This window comes from Rhodococcus sp. G6(2025) (assembly GCF_058628105.1).
Genome location: NZ_CP179750.1, coordinates 6,261,472 through 6,279,440 on the forward strand (window position 1 = coordinate 6,261,472; position 17,969 = coordinate 6,279,440).

General features: G+C 68.2%; 20 protein-coding genes. 4 read left to right on the forward strand and 16 right to left on the reverse strand.

The window, feature by feature from the left end; all coding sequences use genetic code 11:
* Positions 1-20 precede the first annotated feature (20 nt).
* The 9 genes from ccsB to hppD all read right to left on the reverse strand — a co-directional run bounded on the left by ccsB (position 21) and on the right by hppD (position 8,720).
* Entirely contained in the window at positions 21-998 is a 978-nt protein-coding gene (gene ccsB, locus ACLIVD_RS29000) for a c-type cytochrome biogenesis protein CcsB (RefSeq protein ID WP_283331027.1), read from the reverse strand.
* Positions 995-2,659 (reverse strand): cytochrome c biogenesis protein ResB, encoded by a 1,665-nt coding sequence (gene resB / locus ACLIVD_RS29005; protein WP_283331026.1) that lies wholly within the window; start codon positions 2,657-2,659, stop codon positions 995-997. The genes ccsB and resB overlap by 4 nt, the downstream gene beginning before the upstream one ends.
* The gene (locus ACLIVD_RS29010) at positions 2,656-3,486 is read right to left on the reverse strand and encodes a cytochrome c biogenesis CcdA family protein (RefSeq protein ID WP_037233399.1); all 831 of its coding nucleotides are present in this window, start codon (positions 3,484-3,486) and stop codon (positions 2,656-2,658) included. The genes resB and ACLIVD_RS29010 overlap by 4 nt, the downstream gene beginning before the upstream one ends.
* Entirely contained in the window at positions 3,483-4,082 is a 600-nt protein-coding gene (locus ACLIVD_RS29015; protein WP_005258349.1) for a TlpA disulfide reductase family protein, read from the reverse strand. Before ACLIVD_RS29015 ends, ACLIVD_RS29010 begins: the two co-directional genes overlap by 4 nt.
* A complete protein-coding gene (locus tag ACLIVD_RS29020) occupies positions 4,079-4,738 on the reverse strand; it encodes a histidine phosphatase family protein (protein ID WP_005566498.1) in 660 nt (219 codons plus the stop codon). The genes ACLIVD_RS29015 and ACLIVD_RS29020 overlap by 4 nt, the downstream gene beginning before the upstream one ends.
* Positions 4,739-4,817: 79 nt before the next feature.
* Positions 4,818-6,143: a glutamate-1-semialdehyde 2,1-aminomutase gene (hemL, locus tag ACLIVD_RS29025; protein ID WP_283352859.1), complete on the reverse strand. Its 1,326-nt coding sequence runs from the start codon at positions 6,141-6,143 to the stop codon at positions 4,818-4,820.
* Between the two features lie 61 nt (positions 6,144-6,204).
* Positions 6,205-6,717 (reverse strand): VOC family protein, encoded by a 513-nt coding sequence (locus ACLIVD_RS29030; RefSeq protein WP_491931051.1) that lies wholly within the window; start codon positions 6,715-6,717, stop codon positions 6,205-6,207.
* Positions 6,714-7,478, reverse strand: coding sequence for an SDR family NAD(P)-dependent oxidoreductase (locus ACLIVD_RS29035; protein WP_283352857.1), 765 nt, complete (start codon positions 7,476-7,478; stop codon positions 6,714-6,716). The genes ACLIVD_RS29030 and ACLIVD_RS29035 overlap by 4 nt, the downstream gene beginning before the upstream one ends.
* A gap of 33 nt (positions 7,479-7,511) precedes the next feature.
* The gene (gene hppD, locus ACLIVD_RS29040) at positions 7,512-8,720 is read right to left on the reverse strand and encodes a 4-hydroxyphenylpyruvate dioxygenase (RefSeq protein ID WP_283331022.1); all 1,209 of its coding nucleotides are present in this window, start codon (positions 8,718-8,720) and stop codon (positions 7,512-7,514) included.
* 115 nt (positions 8,721-8,835) lie between these two features.
* Between hppD and ACLIVD_RS29045 the strand changes: the two genes are divergently transcribed.
* A complete protein-coding gene (locus ACLIVD_RS29045; protein WP_283331021.1) occupies positions 8,836-9,351 on the forward strand; it encodes an Lrp/AsnC family transcriptional regulator in 516 nt (171 codons plus the stop codon).
* Here the strand turns inward: ACLIVD_RS29045 and ACLIVD_RS29050 are convergent.
* The gene (locus ACLIVD_RS29050) at positions 9,311-9,769 is read right to left on the reverse strand and encodes a MarR family winged helix-turn-helix transcriptional regulator (protein WP_280779891.1); all 459 of its coding nucleotides are present in this window, start codon (positions 9,767-9,769) and stop codon (positions 9,311-9,313) included. The genes ACLIVD_RS29045 and ACLIVD_RS29050 overlap by 41 nt on opposite strands.
* 74 nt (positions 9,770-9,843) lie before the next feature.
* Between ACLIVD_RS29050 and ACLIVD_RS29055 the strand changes: the two genes are divergently transcribed.
* Complete coding sequence (locus tag ACLIVD_RS29055) at positions 9,844-10,698, forward strand: alpha/beta fold hydrolase (RefSeq protein ID WP_491931052.1); 855 nt, start codon at positions 9,844-9,846, stop codon at positions 10,696-10,698.
* A gap of 16 nt (positions 10,699-10,714) precedes the next feature.
* Entirely contained in the window at positions 10,715-11,218 is a 504-nt protein-coding gene (locus tag ACLIVD_RS29060) for a DUF427 domain-containing protein (RefSeq protein WP_283331019.1), read from the forward strand.
* Positions 11,219-11,223: 5 nt separating this feature from the next.
* On the opposite strand, the gene ACLIVD_RS29065 is transcribed toward ACLIVD_RS29060, so the two are convergent.
* Positions 11,224-11,556, reverse strand: a complete 333-nt coding sequence (locus ACLIVD_RS29065) for a DUF3099 domain-containing protein (protein ID WP_283331018.1) — start codon at positions 11,554-11,556, stop codon at positions 11,224-11,226.
* A gap of 155 nt (positions 11,557-11,711) precedes the next feature.
* On the opposite strand from ACLIVD_RS29065, the gene ACLIVD_RS29070 reads away from it, so the two are divergent.
* Positions 11,712-13,658, forward strand: coding sequence for an acyl-CoA dehydrogenase family protein (locus ACLIVD_RS29070; protein ID WP_491931053.1), 1,947 nt, complete (start codon positions 11,712-11,714; stop codon positions 13,656-13,658).
* On the opposite strand, the gene ACLIVD_RS29075 is transcribed toward ACLIVD_RS29070, so the two are convergent.
* The 5 genes from ACLIVD_RS29075 to ACLIVD_RS29095 form a co-directional block, all read right to left on the reverse strand.
* Positions 13,590-13,925: a hypothetical protein gene (locus ACLIVD_RS29075; RefSeq protein ID WP_105415976.1), complete on the reverse strand. Its 336-nt coding sequence runs from the start codon at positions 13,923-13,925 to the stop codon at positions 13,590-13,592. The two genes, ACLIVD_RS29070 and ACLIVD_RS29075, sit on opposite strands and share 69 nt — an antisense overlap.
* A complete protein-coding gene (mce1N, locus tag ACLIVD_RS29080; RefSeq protein ID WP_105415978.1) occupies positions 13,922-14,404 on the reverse strand; it encodes a transport-regulating membrane protein Mce1N in 483 nt (160 codons plus the stop codon). The genes ACLIVD_RS29075 and mce1N overlap by 4 nt, the downstream gene beginning before the upstream one ends.
* A gap of 254 nt (positions 14,405-14,658) precedes the next feature.
* Positions 14,659-15,264 carry a hypothetical protein gene (locus tag ACLIVD_RS29085; RefSeq protein ID WP_283331015.1) on the reverse strand — a complete coding sequence of 202 codons (606 nt, stop codon included), beginning with the start codon at positions 15,262-15,264 and terminating at the stop codon, positions 14,659-14,661.
* Between the two features lie 28 nt (positions 15,265-15,292).
* A complete protein-coding gene (gene hemB / locus ACLIVD_RS29090) occupies positions 15,293-16,267 on the reverse strand; it encodes a porphobilinogen synthase (RefSeq protein ID WP_283352904.1) in 975 nt (324 codons plus the stop codon).
* A 78-nt stretch (positions 16,268-16,345) separates the two neighbouring features.
* Positions 16,346-17,911: a bifunctional uroporphyrinogen-III C-methyltransferase/uroporphyrinogen-III synthase gene (locus ACLIVD_RS29095; RefSeq protein ID WP_005251986.1), complete on the reverse strand. Its 1,566-nt coding sequence runs from the start codon at positions 17,909-17,911 to the stop codon at positions 16,346-16,348.
* Positions 17,912-17,969 lie beyond the last annotated feature (58 nt).

The window sequence follows — 17,969 nt, forward strand, 5'->3', positions numbered from 1 at the left end:
ATATCAGTCGGTGACTACCGTCAGTTGAGGCCCGCGTACGAGTGCAATCCCGACACCACCATGTTGATGATGAACAGGTTGAACAGCATCGCGACGAAGCCCGCCACGTTGATCCATGCAGCCTTGGTGTCGCGCCAGCCCGACGTCGCGCGGGCGTGGAGGTAGGCGGCGTAGATCACCCAGGCGATGAACGACACCGTCTCCTTGGGGTCCCAGCCCCAGAATCGGCCCCAGGCGGCCTCGGCCCAGATGGCGCCGAGGATGACACCCGCGCCGAACAGCGGGAACCCGATGATGGTGGTCTTGTACGCCAGCCGGTCCAGGGTCTGCGCGTCGGGCAGCCGCTCCGCGATCCGCGCGAACACGCCCGTTCCCTCCTCGCCGCGCGGGTACCGCATGCGCAGCAGGAACAGCAGGCTCGCGATGCCCGACACCAGGAACACACCGGAACCGACGCTCACGATGGTGACGTGGATGGGCAGCCAGTACGACCGCAGTGCGGGCACCACGGGCGCCGCGTCCGCGTACAGCACGGTGGCGGCGAGGAACATCAGGATCAGGACGGGGACGAGCAGGAACACCCACATCGACCGGTACGCCGGCTTCGACAGGAGTGCGAGACCGACGACGAGTGCGGCCGCGCAGGCCATCGTCACGAACTCGTACATGTTGCCGAGCGGGAACCGTGCGGTGGCGAATCCGCGCAGCACGATCGACGCGAAGATCAGCACCGTGCCGACGACCAGCACGGCCGCGCCCATGCCGCCGAAGCGCTCGGCCATGGGCTTCTTCGGCTGCTCGACCACTCGGCCGGGAACCGACGGCGCATCGGCCGGACGGGCGCCGGAGCCTGCCGACACGAGTTCCCGGTCCTGCACGGCCTGCGCCCGGCTGGACGCGTACTGCACGATGAGCAGCACGAGTGCCAGCACCAGAACGGTGAAGGCTGATCGGAAGGCCCAGTCGCTGTACTGCGCCAGTGTCTCGTTGGTCGTCATCGTTGGCTCTCCTGCGCGTCAGGCTTCGTGTCGTCCGTGAGCAGACGGGTGCAGAGTCGGCCGAACTCGTCGCCCCAGCCGGCCTGATCGGTCCGGGCGAGTCCACCAAGCTCTACTACAGTACGTCGTGGGTCAAGATCGGAAGCGTCCGCGGGGTAGATGCGGGCCCAGACGCGACGACGCTTGACCAGCAGCGAGACGAGCAATCCGGCCATCATCGTCAGCGCCGACACCAGCACCCACTGCTGCGCCGGGTCGTGCGAGACCTGCAGGTTCACGAAGTCCACCGCACCGTCGAACCGCACCTGGGTGCCGTCAGCCAGCGTCGAACTCTCCCCCGGTTTCAGATTCACCCGGTCCTGCTTCACGAGCCGGCCCTGATTGATCAGTTCGGTGTTCAGCGAGAACAACGACTGCGGATTGCCTGTGTCGAGGCCGGTGTCGCCCTTGTAGATGTCGATGGCCACGGCCGGGTCGTTCATGGCCGGGTAGCTCGACGCCAGCAGATTGCCGTGGAACAGCGCGGTCGGGGCGAACAGTCCCTCGATCGCGATCTGATTCTTCCGGCGCTCGTCGGTGTCCGTGTACATGCCGCCGGGCGGGTCGAACCGCATCGCGCCGCTGCTGAGGAACGTCGTCGCGTCGTCGGGCCGCCACTGCAGCGTCTCGGTGCGGGTTTCCCCGTTCGGGAACGTGACGGTGAACGTCGGCGCGTACCCGTGCCCCTGCAGGTAGACGCGGTCACCGTCGACGCGCAGCGGGTGATTGACCTGCAACTGTCCGTCCCGCCACGTGTTCGTCTCGAGGTCGTCGCCGGCCTGGTAGGCGATGTTGGATGTGAACATCTCGGCCTGACCGCTGTCGAGGTAGTCGGCCGCGAAGTCCTTGACCTTGACGCACAGCGGCGTCATGCCGGTGCCGTCCTGCGTGTTGCCCGCCTTGAACGAGTCGAAGACCGCGGGCGACGTGGTGCAGAAGCCGGGACCGTTGTTGGCGACCACGATGACGTTGCCCTCGTAGCCGAACAGCTTGCCGACGGCGATCGCGACGAGCAGCGCCACGAGCGACAGGTGGAAGACCAGGTTGCCGAGCTCGCGGAAGTAGCCCTTCTCCGCGGAGATGGTGATCTCGCCGTCGTGCGCGGCGCGCTCCCCTCCCGCGCGGGTCTCGACCCGCCACCCTTTCAGGTGGGTGCGGATGCGGGCGGCGAGTTCCTCCGGTGTCTCGTCGACGCGGTCCTCGTGGTGGTGCGGAAGTCGCGCGAGGTTCCGGGGGGCAGGCACCGGACGGGTGCGCAGCGCCTTGGCGTGGTCGACGCAGCGCGGCAGGATGCAGCCGACGAGGGAGATGAAGAGCAGGACGTAGATCGCGGTGAACCAGAAGCTGCCGAACACGTCGAACAGCTCGAGCTTGTCCATCCACGGTCCGAGGGTCGGCCGGTTCGAGATGTATTCGTCGACCTTGCCCGCGTTGAGGCTGCGCTGTGGGAGCAGAGCGCCGGGAATGGCCGCGAGGGCAAGCAGGAACAGCAGCACCAGCGCGGTGCGCATCGATGTGAGGCCACGCCAGGTGTTGCGGACGACCGCGAACGCGCGGCCGGGCAGCGATTGGCGGGGCACCGGTGTGGCTTCCGGGGCCTCGGGGGTCTGGGTGTCGCTCATATCGGCAGAGTCACTTCCGAGATAAAGGCGTCGCGAACCCAGCCGACGAACTGGTCCCACGCGCCGGTGACGAGGGCGATACCCACGGCCACCAGCATGATTCCGCCGAAGATTTGAATGGTCCGCGCGTTCCGGCGCAGCCAGCCGACACCGCGCAGCGCGCGGGACGAGCCGAGCGCCAGGATCACGAACGGCAGCCCAAGGCCGAGGCAGTACGCGACGATCAGGGCCACTCCGCGGGCGGCGGTGGCACCGTCGGTGCCTGCGGCCAGGGAGATGACACCCGCCAGGGTGGGGCCGAGGCACGGGGTCCAGCCCAGCGCGAACACGGCACCGAGCAGCGGGGCCCCGGCCAGGCTGGAGATGCGGCGCGGCTCGAGCCTCGTGTCGCGCTGCAGGGCCGGGATCAGGCCGATGAACACCAGGCCCATGGCGATGGTGACCACCCCGCCGACCCGCATCAGGATGTCGCGGTTGATCGCGAGCGCCGAGATGGCGCCGAACACGGACGCGGTGGCCAGCACGAACACCACGGTGAAACCGGCGACGAACAGGGCCGCGGCGCCCGCGACCCGCAGCCGACCGTCGGCGACCGTCTTCGTGCGGGTGGCCGCCTCCTCCGCGGTCACGGCCGGGGCGTCCGCGCCGACCACACCCGCGAGGTAGGACAGGTATCCGGGAACGAGGGGCACGACGCACGGCGACGCGAACGACACCAGACCGGCGAGGACGCACGCACCGAGCGCGAGCAGCAGCGGTCCGGATGCCGCGGTGGACTGGAAGGCGTCGCCGACGCCGCCGGCGAGAAGGGTAGTGCTGGTGCTCACGATTCCTGCGCCACCCGTTCGACCACCGGCTTCAGGTCCTCGGCGAGCAGTTCCTTCAGGAACACCGCGGCCACGCGGTGGTCCCGGTCGAGCACGATCGTGGTGGGGATGACGCTCGTAGGGTAGTTCTGCCCCAGCGCGATCATCGTCCGCATGGCGGGGTCGTAGATCGACGGATACGACACCTTGTTGTCGATCACGAAGTCCTGCGCCTTGTCCTGCTGGTTGTCCCGCACGTTGATCCCGAGGAACGACACTCCCTGATCCTTGGTCTCCTCGTACACCTGCTCGAGGTCGTTGGCCTCACCCCGGCACGGGCCGCACCACTGCCCCCACACGTTGAGTACCACGACCTGCCCCTCGAAATCGTCGAGCGAGGTGGTCTTGCCCTCGGTCATCAGGTCGGGTCCGGACACCGTGCCGATGGTGCCGCGGTCAGCAGGCGGGTCGTAGAAGATCTCGGTCTGCCCGCCCGGCGACACGAAGTCGAACGTGCCGCCCTGGGCCACGGCGTCGTCGCCGGACGCACACGCCGACAGCGACACCGCGGCCGTACAGATCACCGCGAGAAGCCCGGCGAAGCGCCCCCGACTCATGCCCCGGTCACCCTCGGATCCGACGCGCCCGCGGGCTCCGAGTACACGATGTCGATGAGGGTATCGCCCTCGTAGACGAGGGAGGTCAGCGACGCGAGACCGCACTGACGGTGCCGCGGGTCGTGCCACAGCCGCTCCCCCTGCAGGAATCGGCGGAGGGTCCAGACGGGGAGTTGGTGGCTGACGACGACGGCTTCGTGGCCCACCGCCGACACGCGGGCGCTGTTGACGGCGGCCAGCATGCGGTGCGCGATCTGCAGGTACGGCTCGCCCCACGACGGGGTGAACGGGTCGCGCAGTTTCCACCAGTGCCGGGGACGGGACAGCGCGCCGTCGCCGACGGACACCTTGAGGCCCTCGAATTCGTTGCCTGCCTCGATGAGGTTCTCGTCGGTCGCGATCTCGACGCCGTGCGCGTCGGCGATCGGAACCGCCGTCTCCTGCGCGCGCTGCAGCGGCGAGGACACAACGTGGGTGATGTCGTGCTTGGCCAGCACCGACGCCACCGCGCGGGCCTGCGCCTCACCCGTCACCGACAGCCGGAACCCGGGGAGCCTGCCGTAGAGGATTCCTCGCGGGTTGTGCACCTCGCCGTGCCGGAGCACGTGCACGATGGTGCGGGTCTGTGTGTGGTCGGGATGATCGGCTTCGGTCACGTTGCGATTCCTCGGGTCGGGACGGGAGGGCGGGTGGGTGTCGGCGGCAAGGCTGCCGGCCGCGAGGGGGGAGGACACGTCAGGGCTGGACGGCCGCGGCGGCGGCCTTCGCGGCGTGCGGCAGGGCGTCGGCGATGATCGAGAAGGCTCTGTCGTCCATGGCGGCGGAGACGAACCACGCCTCGAACGCGCTCGGCGGCGGGTACACACCGCGTGAGAGAAGCCCGTGGAAGAACGCCGGGAAGCGCCAGGTCTGGGCGGCCTTGGCCTCGGCGTAGTTGGTCACCGGGTCCTCGCTGAAGAACACGCTGAGCATCGTGCCTGCGGTCTGCACCCGGTGCGGCACACTCTCGGCGGTCAGCGCGTCGGACAGCAGGGTCCGCAGGGTGGCGCTGTTGCGCTCGAGTGCGTCGTACACGGCCTGGTCCGCGGCGCGCAGGCTGGCGAGCCCGGCGGCGACGGCGACGGGGTTCCCGGACAGGGTGCCCGCCTGGTAGACGGGTCCGGCCGGGGCGAGATGGGCCATGACGTCGGCGCGGCCACCGAATGCGGCGGCGGGCAGACCGCCGCTCATCACCTTGCCGAACGTGTAGAGGTCACCGGCGACGCCGTCGAGCCCGAACCAACCGGCGGAGCTGACGCGGAACCCGGTCATCACCTCGTCCATGATGAGTAGGGCGCCGTTGTCGCTGGTCAGCTTCCGCAGGCCCTCGTTGAATCCGGGGTGCGGCGCCACTGCGCCCATGTTGCCGGCGGCGGCCTCGGTGATGACGCACGCGATCTGGCCCTCGTTCGCGGCGAAGGCCTGGACGACGGCGTCGAGGTCGTTGTAGGGAACGACGATGGTGTCCTCGGCCTGCGCGCCCGTCACGCCGGGCGATGTCGGGAGGCCGAAGGTGGCGAGCCCCGAGCCGGCGTCGGCCAGCAGCGCGTCGACGTGTCCGTGGTAGCAGCCGGAGAACTTGAGGACCTTGGTTCGGCCGGTGAATCCGCGGGCCAGGCGGACGGCGCTCATGGTGGCTTCGGTGCCGGAGTTGACCAGGCGCACCTTCTCCACCGGCGCAACCCGGCCGACAATCTCCTCGGCCAGTTCGATCTCGCCCTCGGTGGGCGCGCCGAACGACAGGCCGGTGGCGGCCGCCTTCTGCACTGCCTCGACGACGGCGGGGTGCGCGTGACCGAGGATCATCGGTCCCCAGGAGCAGATGAGGTCGACGTAGTCGTTGCCGTCGACGTCGGTGAGCGTGTAGCCGGACGCTTCCTTGATGAACCGCGGGGTGCCGCCGACCGAGTGGAAGGCTCGCACCGGGGAGTTGACGCCGCCGGGAATGACCAGATCAGCCCTCTCGAAGAGCTGGGCGGAGCGGGATGCGTGCACGTCGGGGTCACCGGAGGAAACAGTCACGGCCTCCAGTGTCCCAGTTCTGTCGAATTTGCCAACGACAGGGTGTAGTGGGTGGCCAGGATCACTCTGCCCGATCCGTCGCGCCGGGTGGTTCCGGGACGAGCGAGGCGAACATCGCCCTCATCTCCTCGGACAGTTTCAGCAGTTCCACGTATCCGCCGAGCGGGCCGCCCTCGAGGTACGCGAACTCCATCCCGACGCCCTCGAACCGGCCCCGCTGCACCACCGGCAGTCCTCGACGTCCGGCTTCGGCGAGGGTGTCCTCGAAGTCGTCGGGGACCCAGGCCACGTGATGGACGCCGGGACCGGTGGTCTCCAGCTGTTCCGTGTAGAGGTTGCGTCCCGACACCGGCTGGATCAGCTCGAGCTGCTGTCCGCCGGCGTATCCGAGGGACACGTGGACCACGTAGTCGGCGGGCTGCCCGCGGTACGTGCAGTGCTCGGGTCCGAAGTGCACGTCCGGGAGCCGCAACCATCGCGCGACGCCGAGCTGCTCGGTGAAGTACCGCTCGGCAGCCTCGATGTCGTCGACGACCCAGCAGATCTGGAAGATCGGGCCAGCGACGAGGCTCACGCCATCTTCCCGTTGTCCACCGAGTACACGGCTCCGTGGATGGCGGACGCGTCGTCGGATGCGAGGAAGGCCACCGTCTTCGCCACGTCCTCGGGTTCCATCAGCCCTCTCGGGGAGGCCGACTTCAGGACGAGCTCGAAATCGACGCCGTCGGGGAACGCGAAATTCGTGACCTGCGGTGTCATCATCCCGCCCGGGCAGACGGCGTTGATCCGCAGCGGTGTGCCGGTGAACTCGAGTGCCATCGCGCGGGTGAGACCCACCAGTCCGTGCTTGGCGGCGCAGTAGCCGGCCGAGTACGCCTGCCCCTGCAGTCCGGCGACGGATGCGACGTTGACGATGTTGCCTCCGCGGTCGAGCAGATGCGGCAGCGCTGCCCGCGACAGGTAGAACGGCCCGTTCAGGTTCACGGCGAGATCGTGTGCCCAGTCCTCGTCCGTGACGTCCGCGGTGTGCCGGAGGGTGTGCGAACCGGCAACGTTGATCAGGACGTCGAGACCGCCGAGCCCGGCGACGCAGGCTGCCACGGCCGCGCTGCACGCTTCCGGCGACGCCACGTCCGCCGGTGCACAGCGCCCCGCGGCCTCCGGCCCGGCGATCCCGATCATGGCCTGCCGCAGCGCATCCCCGTCCCGTGCGACCCCGAAGACGAGGGCTCCCCGGTCGGTGAGGAGCCGGGCCACGGCGTGCCCGAGCCCCGAGGAGGCCCCGGTGACGAGAGCGACTTTCCCTGCGAACGTTCCCCGATCCGTGTCATCCATCAGTCGATGATGCACTGCGTGCCGATCGGAGGTTCACAGATTGCCGCGCGCCGCCTGCTCACGCTCGATGGATTCGAACAGGGCCTGAAAGTTGCCCGCCCCGAATCCGAGCGAACCGTGCCGTTCGATCAGCTCGAAGAACACGGTCGGCCGGTCGCCGAGCGGCTTGGTGAAGATCTGCAGGAGGTATCCGTCCTCGTCGCGGTCGACGAGGATTCCGCGCTTCTGCAGTTCCTCCACCGGCACCCGGACCCTCCCGATCCGGGCACGCAACCGCGGGTCCTCGTAGTACGCGTCGGGTGTGTTCAGGAATTCGACGCCCTCGGCCCGCAGCGCGTCCACCGTCGCGAGGATGTCCCCGGTCGCGAGGGCCAGATGCTGGCAGCCCGGCTCACCGTAGAACTCGAGATATTCGTCGATCTGCGACTTCTTCTTTCCCACCGCGGGTTCGTTGAGCGGGAACTTCACCCGGTGGTTGCCGTTCGCCACGACCTTCGACATCAGCGCCGAGTACTCCGTGGCGATGTCGTCGCCGACGAATTCGGCCATGTTCGTGAATCCCATGACGCGGTTGTAGAACCGGACCCAGTGATCCATCCGGCCCATCTCGACGTTGCCGACGGCGTGGTCGAGCGCCTGGAACAACCGCGGGGGTTTACCCGGTCGCGCCGCGAAACCGCTGGAGCGCGCGACGAATCCGGGGAGGTAGGGGCCGTCGTACCGGCTGCGGTCGACGATGGTGTGCCGGGTGCTGCCGTACGTGGCGATCGCCGCGAGCCGCACGGTGCCGAACTGATCCGTGACGTCGCGCGGCTCCTCGAGAATGGCGGCCCCCTGCGAGCGGGCGTGCGCGATGCAGCGGTCGACGTCGAGCACTTCCATCGCCAGGTCCACGACGCCGTCGCCGTGCGCCCGGTGATGGTCCGCGAGCGGGCTCTTCGGATCGACGGCGCCGTGCAGCACGAACCGTGCCGACCCCGACTCGAGGACGAAGGACTTGTGCGAGCGCTGACCGGTCTCCGGCCCGGCGTAGGCGACGAGGGTCATGCCCCAGGTGGAGACGAAGTACTGCATGCTCTGCGTCGCGTTGCCGCACGCGAATACCACGGCATCCATCGCGACCACGGGAAACGGATCCGACGCGTCGTCGTGTTCGACGAGCCCGACCAATTGCCGGAGCTCGTCGGTCTCCAGATGTGCGGCCACCTCGCGGGGCGTCAGGCGAATGTCGGCGATAGTCATATCTCACTGTGATCCAGCACACATCACTGCGCAACGGTGCCTCTTGACGCTGTTCAATCTGTACAGAATGCTGGACGAAAAGACGGTTGGACCCTACATATTGACCAGGGACGCCATGAGTATCGATCAACTCGACGCCACACTGCTCGACCTGCTCCACGCCGAGCCGAAGGTCGGGGTGCTCGAGGCGTCGAGACGCCTGGGAGTGGCGCGTGGCACCGTTCAGGCGCGTCTCGACCGGCTCGAACGCACCGGCGTGATCACCAGTTCGGCACCGACCCTCGACCCGGAGGCACTGGGGTTTCCGGTGGTCGCGTTCGCCACCCTGGAGATCGCCCAGGGCAACGGGCACGCCGCGGTCGTCGAGCATCTGACCGCCATCCCCGAAGTTCTCGAAGCGCACACGATTACCGGAGCCGGCGACGTCCTGGTCCGCGTGGTGGCGCGCACCCACGCCGACCTGCAGCGGGTGATCAACTCGATCGTGGACGGGCACAACGTTCTTCGCTCGTCGACCGTCATCGCGACGCAGACCCAGATCGCCCTGCGTCACGAGCAACTCGTCCGCGCGGCGGTCCCTCCGCCCACGGTCAGCGGTCCTCGGGACTCAGCTCGTCCAACAGTGAATTGAGCACGGAGCAGGCGTCGTCGAACCGGTCGTGGCCGACGATGCCGCCCCAGTGGTGCTCGATCTCGGCGACCCGTACGGCGGCGTCCTGCAGCGCCTGCCGTCCCCGCGCGGTCGGGACGACCAGTTTCGCCCGCCTGTCCCGCGTGTCCGGAACCCGCTCGACGTACCCGAGGTCCTCGAGATCGTTGATCAGTTCGGACGCGGCGGACAGACTCAGTTCGGCCCGGGAGGCGATCTCCGTCAACCGCCGGCCCTCCCAACCGATGTTGCCGAAGATCTGCAGATGCGGCGGGCGGATGTCGCCGTAACCGCGTTCCGCCATGGGCTCGCTCAACTCCCGGCGGAACTCGTGCAGCAAACGAACCAGCAACTGCCCCACCGCAGGGCGATCGGACGGCAGACCTCTTGACCGTTCCATGACACAGGAGAATACTACGGTTACCGAAGTTTCGGTTTCCGAAGCATTACTCGACACAGCACCTGGGGCATCCCATGGACACACAATCGATCACCCGGACCGTCCCGACGAGCGTCGGGAACCTCGCCGTCCACGTCACCGGTAGCGGACCGCCGACCGTGCTGTGGCACAGCCTTTTCGTCGACTCGACGACGTGGGCACCCCTGCGCAGCCATCTGGTCGCGCACCGGCAGTTGATCTCGATCGACGGACCCGGCCACGGAGCGAGCACCGCCGTACCGCGCCGGTTCACGATGGAGGAGTGCGCGGAGGCGGCGATCACCGTCCTCGACGTACTCGGCGTCACCGAGCCCGCCGACTGGGTGGGCAACGCCTGGGGTGGACACGTCGGGCTCGTCGCGGCCGCCGACACTCCCGACCTGTGCCGCACCGTGGTCACCATCGGGACACCGACCCAAGCCCTCACCCGCAGGGAACGCGCCAGGATCGTGCCGATGGTGTGGGCCTACCGCATCGCCGGGCCGATTCCACCGCTCACGAATGCGGTGATGAACGTCCTTCTCGGCACCGAGCTTTCACGAACGCAGCCGCAACAGTTCCAGGCCGTCTCCCGGACCTTCCGGCAGGCACCACGCCGCGGCATGCACCAGGCGATGCAGTCGATCATGCTGCACCGCAAGGGCCTCGGCCCTCTCCTCCCCCGGATCGGAGCGCCGACGCTGATGGTCGTCCCCCGCGCAGACACGATGATCTCCCTCGAGCAGGCACGGGCCGCCGCGGCGACGATGCCGCACGCCGCAGCCAACACGGTGGACGGCGCCGGCCACATCACACCATTGATCGCCGACCCGGCCGCACTCGCCGACCTGATCACCGCGTTCTGGCGCGACCCCGTGGGATATCTCGCGATGATCAGCACCTCGGCCTGACTCGACTGGTCCACGCATGACGAGCGGCCACCCGATCCCGGACCCCGTCGGTCCGGGCCAGGAATCGGTGTGGGACTACCCGCGGCCACCCGTGGTCGAGCAGAGCGGCGAGTTGGTGGAGGTGCGGTTCGGCGGGCAACTCGTCGCACGCACACGCAACCCGCTGCGCCTGCTCGAGACGAGCCACCCGCCGACGTACTACCTGCCGCGCACGTGTTTCGCCGAGGGGGTCCTGCGTCCGGTTGCCGGGAGCACGGTGTGCGAGTGGAAGGGGCGGGCGGATTATTTCGACGTCGTCGCGGGCGGACACGTCGCCGAGCGTGCGGCGTGGCACTATCCGCGGCCGGTCGCCGGGTACGAATCTCTCCTCGGGCACGTGGCGGTCATGCCGGGATCGGTGGACGGCTGTTTCGTCGGCGGCGAGCGGGTTCGGCCCCAGACGGGGGGCTTCTACGGCGGGTGGATCACCGATCAGGTGGTCGGCCCGTTCAAGGGCGGGCCCGGGAGTCGCTTCTGGTGAACGCCTCACCCACTACCGTGGGACTCGTCCGTCTCCCACGGCGGCAGGTCGTCGACGATCAGGGCGACGAGCCACGGCAGGGGCAGCGACACACCGATGATCGCCACGGCCACCCACGGGTTACCGGACAGACCGTAGACCACCGCGGACAGCACGAACGCGAGAATCCTGAACGACGCCACGATCACGTACTTGCGCACCCGCACCCGATGCTGTTGTTCGAGTGACACCGATGCCGTGGTGATACTGATCGGGTGGCGGGCGGTGCCACTCGGTGCGGACGTCCACCGGAAGGTCGGGCCCGTGACGAGGGACCGTAGTGCGTGGGAAATGCTCACCACACCGGAATACCCAGAGCATTGCCGCATGCAACGCCCATCACCGGTGTTACGGCCGGCCGGAGGAAGGCTTCGGCACCTTCGGTGTCCCCTGATCGCCGGACCTGTTCCTCGACCGACATCACGCGCCTCGGAGCGACCGCTACTGTCGAGTCATGGCCACCACAGCTGACCACCTGAGAAGCACCCTCGACGGACGCTGGCGGGAGGTACGCGAGCGCGTCAGGGCGGAATTGTCCGGATCCCCCGACTTCGCACCGCACTACACCCCCGACCTCGACGAGGCCCGCGCCAAGACGCTGGCGCAGTTGCGTCTGCTCGCGAGCAACGGCTACGCCGCCGACGGATTCGCGAAAGACCACGGCGGCACCGGTGACGCCGGCGCCGCAGTCACGAGCATCGAGATGCTTGCGATGTCGGACCTGTCCCTGATGGTCAAGGCGGGCGTGCAGTGGGGACTGTTCGGCGGCGCGATCGAGAACCTCGGTACCGCGCGCCATCACGAGGCGTACGTGAAGCGTCTCGTCGATCTGGATCTGCTGGGGTGTTTCGCGATGACCGAGACGGGTCACGGCAGCGACGTGCAGGCCCTCGAGACCACCGCGACGTACGACGCGGACGCGGGCGAATTCGTCATCCACTCCCCCACGCCGTCCTCGCGCAAGGACTACATCGGCGGGGCGGCGCAGCACGCGACGATGGCGGCCGTGTTCGCGCAGTTGATCACGGGCGGCGAGTCGCAAGGCGTGCATTGCTTCGTGGTGCCGATCCGGGACGAGGACGGCAACGACCTCCCCGGCGTCCACACGTCGGACTGTGGGTACAAGGGTGGACTTCCCGGCGTCGACAACGGCCGAATCACGTTCGACCAGGTCAGAATTCCGCGGGAGAACCTGCTCAACAAATACGCAGACGTGGAACCCGACGGCACGTACACCTCGCCGATCGACAACGCGAACCGCCGATTCTTCACGATGGTGGGCACTCTCGTGCGGGGACGCGTCACGGTGGGCGGGTCCGCCGGCGCCGCCGCCCGCGTCGCATTGTCGATCGCCACCCGATATGCGTTGCAGCGCAGGCAGTTCAATGCCCCGCAGGCCGAGGACGAGGTGCTGCTCATGGACTACCTCGTCCACCAGCGCAGACTGTTCCCGTTGATCGCACGCTCCTACGCTCTGCAGTTCGCGCAGAACGAGCTCGTCGCCAAGATGCACGAGATCCAGAGCAGTGCCGACGCCGACCCCCAGGAACAGCGTGAACTCGAGGGCCGCGCCGCCGGGCTCAAGGTTGCGAACACCTGGCACGCCACCCGTGCGATCCAGGAGGCCCGTGAAGCGTGCGGCGGCGCCGGGTACATGGCCGAGAACCGTCTCACGGCGCTCAAGGCCGACACCGATGTGTTCACCACGTTCGAGGGCGACAACCACGTCCTGACGCAGCTCGTGGCCAAGGAACTGCTCACGTCCTACGCGGACGAGGTGCGCGGCATGAGCCCCGTCGAATGGATGCGCTTCGCGGCCACCACGGTTTCCGACGTCGTCAAGAAGCGCACCGCCGCGCAGCAGATCATCCAGACGATCCTCGACACGCGGCAGGACAACGAGGAGGACGGCAGCCTCTTCAACCGCGGCACGCAGCTGACGATGTTCGAGGACCGCGAGCAGTACCTGCTCGCGACCGCCGCCCGTCGCCTCCAGGCTGCGCAGAAGCGCGAGGAGAACCCGTTCGACGCCTTCAATTTCGTGCAGGATCACGTGCTGCACGCCGCGCAGGCGCACATCGACCGGGTGGTGCTCGAGGCGTTCGTCGCCGGCATCGACGAATGCGAGGACGACGACGCCCGCGCCCTGCTGAGCGATGTCTGCGACCTCTACGCGCTGAGCGTGATCGAAGAAGACAAGGCATGGTTCATGGAGCACCGGCAGCTGTCGGTGGAGCGGTCGAAGGCGGTGCAGCGGGGAATCAACGAGCGCTGCCGGTCGCTGCGGCCGCACGCCCAGACGTTGATCGAGGGTCTCGGGGTTCCCGAGGCGCTACTCGGCTCCGCGATGCTCGACGGTCCCGGGACCGACACCGTCCGCAAGACCCAGATCTTCCGATGACGAGGACGGCTCGGCGGGTTCGCCCGCCGGGCCGGACCGGAGCCGGCGCACCGAATCGATCACCAGCAACCCCGCGACCGTCAGCAGTCCGGCGGCGACGGCGATCCACGACCCCGAGTACGCGGTTCCCTCGAAGGAGGGTGCACCCGGCGCCACGGGACCGAACTCCGATGTGACCTGCGCGTGGTTCCAGCACCACACCGCGGCGACGACACCAGCCACGGCACCGATCCACTCCGCTGTCACCACCGCGGTCCGGCGGTTCATTCCGCCGACCCGCCCGCCGACTTCGCGAGCAGCGATTCGAGCTGCGCGCGCAATGCCTCGTCGTCCTTCGCCCACGCCTGCACCAGGGCGCCGCCCCGCAGTCGCAGTCCGATGCCCGTCCGCCGGCGGGGAACCGCGGACAGCTCCCCCAGACTCCGGGCGGTTTCCCACGGCTGCTGCTCGTACGACTCCGGGTCGGCGGGGGGCATGATCTTCACGATCTCGGTGATCGGCAGGTCTTCGGTGCCCTGCCGCAACGACGACGTCGTGAGTTCGACGCTGGCATGCCTACGGGCGGCCACCACCTGCACGTAGACGAAACCGCTGAGCAACACTGCGAACAACGACAGCGCGAACCAGTGCACCACCGGGCCGGTCAGTAGTTCGATGATCAGCGCGATCAGGCAGAAGACCGGGCCGAACGCCACCATCCGCCACCGGGCGCCGGGCTCACTGAACAGGACGGCTGGTTCGCTCACACGCTCATCCTGCGACATCGTGGCGCGGAGGAAAACGTGGGGCACGTCAGGAGAGGGCGCCCGGGATCACGACGAGCAACAGAGTCAGCAGCACGAAGGCCACGATGATGGCGAACATCAGTGCTTCTTTGCGAGACCCGTGTGCTCGATCGTCAGCGCGCATGGAGAAAAGTCCTTCGGTCGAAATGAAGTCTGCGGTCTGCCCTTGTGACGTACTTCACGGTACATCTTTATATTTCACGAGCAAATCGAAGCTACTCGTCGGAGGGGGGCAACCTCAAAAAGTAGCTGTTGGAATCCTTGCGGTGCATCAGCACGACGGCTCCGACGGCCACCACGGCCTGGAGGATCTGCACGCCGCCGAGAGCGAGCGCGGTGCCGCTTCCGTCGGATCCGATGCCGAAGAGCACCGGGACGGTCCACACCACCATCATCACGCACGCGATGGTGAGCAGCATCCTGGCCCAGTTCCGGCCCTTGCGCATGAAGTGCACGAACAGGAGGAACAGCCCGGTGAGGATCAGGATGAGGACGACCGTGAACCCGATACCCACGTAGAACAGTTTCTCCACGCTGTCGCGGCTCATGTCGACCTCGCCGGATGTGACGCTGGGGTTGTTCATCAGTTCGTCGACGAACGTCGACTTCTCCCCCACCACCAGAACCATCGCGGCCAGCGCCTGGATCAGCCCGAGCCCGGCCACCGCCCACAGCAACTGGGCTGCCGTGCCCACGTCGACCGGTGCCGGACGTTCGGGCTTCGGCTGCGGCACCGGCGGGGGGTACGGGAAATCGTGCGGAGACGGGCTCTGCTGATGCGGAGCCTGGTGCGGCGGTGTCGGTGGCCACTGCTGGGTCATGGCACTACCGTATCCGCCGACGAGACGATCACAACCAGCCGGCCGCTTCGGTCGCCCAGTACGTCAGCACGACGTCCGCGCCAGCGCGGCGGATACTGGTCAGCGATTCGAGGATCGCGGCGTCCCGGTCGATCCAGCCGTTCTGCGCGGCGGCCGTGATCATCGAGAACTCGCCCGAGATCTGATACGCCGCAACGGGGACGGGAGAGCGGTCCGCCGTCTCGCGCAGGACGTCCAGGTAGGACATCGCCGGCTTCACCATCACCATGTCGGCGCCCTCGTCGATGTCGAGGTCCACCTCCCGCAGCGATTCCCGGCGATTGGCCGAATCCTGTTGGTACGTGCGGCGATCACCCTGCAACGAGGACCCGACGGCCTCCCGGAACGGGCCGTAGAACGCCGACGCGTACTTCGCCGAGTACGCGAGCTGACCGACGTCGGTGTAGCCCGCGTCGTCGAGGGCCTTGCGGATGGCGGCGACCTGGCCGTCCATCATTCCGCTCGGACCGAGCAGGTGCGCGCCGGCCTCGGCCTGCGCGACCGCCATGTCGACGTACCGCTGCAGCGTGAGGTCGTTGTCGACCGCACCGCTCTCGTCGAGAACTCCGCAATGACCGTGGTCGGTGAACTCGTCCAGGCAGGTGTCCGCCATGATCACCGTCGCATCGCCGACTTCGCCTGCGAGCCAGCGCAATCCGCGGTTCAGGATGCCGTCCGGGTCGGACGCGCCGGACCCCTCGGCATCCTTGTCGTCGGGACGGGGCACCCCGAAGAGCATGAGTCCACCGAGTCCCGCCTCGACCGCTTCCGTCGCCGCCCGACGCAGCGAGTCGGGTGTGTGCTGGAAGACGCCGGGCATCGACGAGATCTCACGAGGCTCGTCGATACCGTCCGCGACGAACATCGGCAACACGAGATGCCGTGGCTCGAGCGAAGTCTCGGCGACGAGACGACGCAGCGCCGGTGTCCGGCGGAGGCGTCGCGGTCGGTGGGTCGGGAACAAGGACATGCCCTCCTTCGTCGGGCCCGTGCGCCTTTTTGGTAGTGGGAACAACCAAAAAGGCGCACGGGCGCGTAGCGCCTATCGCCGAGCGCGGGACTTCTTGCGTGGCGGGGGCAGTGCGCCCTCGGCACGCAGGCGCGCGGCGTGCTCGGCGAGAGCCTCCACCAGCGGGCCGACCTGAGCGGTCTCCGGCTGCACGTCCACGCGCAGGCCGAATTCGATGGCCGTCTCGGCGGTCTTCGGACCGATGCAGGCGACGAGGGTGCGCGCGTGCGGCTTTCCGGCGATGCCGACGAGGTTGCGGACGGTCGAGGACGAGGTGAAGCAGACGGCGTCGAACCCACCGGTCTTGATCATCTCGCGGGTCTCGGCCGGCGGCGGCGCAGCCCGGACGGTGCGGTAGGCGGTGACGTCGTCGATTTCCCAGCCACGTTCGCGCAGGCCCTCGGCCAGCGTCTCGGTGGCGATGTCGGCGCGGGGCAGCAGAACCCGATTGACCGGGTCGAACACGTCGTCGTAGGGGGCGAATTCGGCCAGCAGGCCTTCGCTCGACTGCTCACCGGAGGGCACGAGTTCGGGGTTGATTCCGAACGAGCGCACCTTGGCGGCCGTGGCCTCACCGATGCAGGCGATCTTGACGCCGGAGAACGCGCGGGCGTCGAGCCCGAACTCCTCGAACTTCTCCCACACCGCACGCACCGCGTTGGTGGACGTGAAGACCACCCACTGGTAGCGGCCGTCGACGAGGCCCTTCACGGACCGTTCCATCTGCGCCGGGCTGCGGGGCGGCTCGACGGCGATGGTGGGCACCTCGATCGGGATGGCGCCGTGCGTGACGAGGCGGTCGCTCATTTCGCCTGCCTGATCCTTGGTGCGCGGCACCAGGACCTTCCAGCCGTACAGTGCACGCGACTCCCACCACGACATCTTGTTGCGCTGGGCGACGACCTTGCCGACCGTCACGACCAGCGAACCGACCAGTTCGGAACCGGCCTCGTTCAGCGTCGCGAGGGTGGCCTCGACGGTGCGCTGCTGCCGGGTGGTGCCGCGGACCGTGATGGCGGCCGGGGTCTGCGGAGCCAGGCCGTGCTCGACGAGCGCGCTCGCCGTCTCGGCGAGGTGACCCGACGTGGCATGCAGGACCAGCGGTCCGGGTGCGGCGGCCAGGGCAGCCCAGTCGACCTCGCCGCGGACGTCGGCCTCGGTGTGTCCCGACCCCAGTGCCATACCGGCGTAGGACGGGACGGCGGACGCGGACGGCAGGCCCGGCAGGACCTCGAACTGCACCTGGGTGCGGGCGACGGCGGTGACCTCGGCGATCACGGAGTCGGTGGTCAGCGGGTCGCCGGACACCAGACGCACGACGTCGTGGCCGTTCCTCGCCTCGTGGACGAGGGTCTTCGCGACCTCCGCCGGCTCACCCAGTGCCGGACGGACCTCGGCGAGCGGCTCACCGGTCTCGGCGTCGACGCCCAGGTCGGTGCCCACCAGGACCGTGACGCCCTTGTCGACGTCGGGGTCGGTGAAGGCGAGGGTCGCTGCGGCAAGGACGTCCCGTGCGTGCACGGTGAGCAGTGCCGGATCGCCCGGTCCGGATCCCACGAACAGGATTCGTCCGGGGGTGTTCTTACGGACTCGGCTCATCGGTAATTCTCCAGTGCGATCATGTGTCGAGATGGGTACAGGAAGCGGATCGGCCGAT

Bases quoted from the DNA above. Each gene is read 5' to 3' on its own strand.
- resB (WP_283331026.1), bottom strand. From the start codon at position 2,659: ATGAGCGACACCCAGACCCCCGAGGCCCCGGAAGCCACACCGGTGCCC.
- ccsB (WP_283331027.1), bottom strand. From the start codon at position 998: ATGACGACCAACGAGACACTGGCGCAGTACAGCGACTGGGCCTTCCGA.
- ACLIVD_RS29045 (WP_283331021.1), top strand. From the start codon at position 8,836: ATGAGTATCGATCAACTCGACGCCACACTGCTCGACCTGCTCCACGCC.
- ACLIVD_RS29035 (WP_283352857.1), bottom strand. From the start codon at position 7,478: ATGGATGACACGGATCGGGGAACGTTCGCAGGGAAAGTCGCTCTCGTC.
- hppD (WP_283331022.1), bottom strand. From the start codon at position 8,720: ATGACTATCGCCGACATTCGCCTGACGCCCCGCGAGGTGGCCGCACAT.
- ACLIVD_RS29095 (WP_005251986.1), bottom strand. From the start codon at position 17,911: ATGAGCCGAGTCCGTAAGAACACCCCCGGACGAATCCTGTTCGTGGGA.
- ACLIVD_RS29075 (WP_105415976.1), bottom strand. From the start codon at position 13,925: ATGAACCGCCGGACCGCGGTGGTGACAGCGGAGTGGATCGGTGCCGTG.
- ACLIVD_RS29060 (WP_283331019.1), top strand. From the start codon at position 10,715: ATGACGAGCGGCCACCCGATCCCGGACCCCGTCGGTCCGGGCCAGGAA.
- ACLIVD_RS29070 (WP_491931053.1), top strand. From the start codon at position 11,712: ATGGCCACCACAGCTGACCACCTGAGAAGCACCCTCGACGGACGCTGG.
- ACLIVD_RS29015 (WP_005258349.1), bottom strand. From the start codon at position 4,082: ATGAGTCGGGGGCGCTTCGCCGGGCTTCTCGCGGTGATCTGTACGGCC.
- ACLIVD_RS29055 (WP_491931052.1), top strand. From the start codon at position 9,844: ATGGACACACAATCGATCACCCGGACCGTCCCGACGAGCGTCGGGAAC.
- ACLIVD_RS29085 (WP_283331015.1), bottom strand. From the start codon at position 15,264: ATGACCCAGCAGTGGCCACCGACACCGCCGCACCAGGCTCCGCATCAG.
- ACLIVD_RS29050 (WP_280779891.1), bottom strand. From the start codon at position 9,769: ATGGAACGGTCAAGAGGTCTGCCGTCCGATCGCCCTGCGGTGGGGCAG.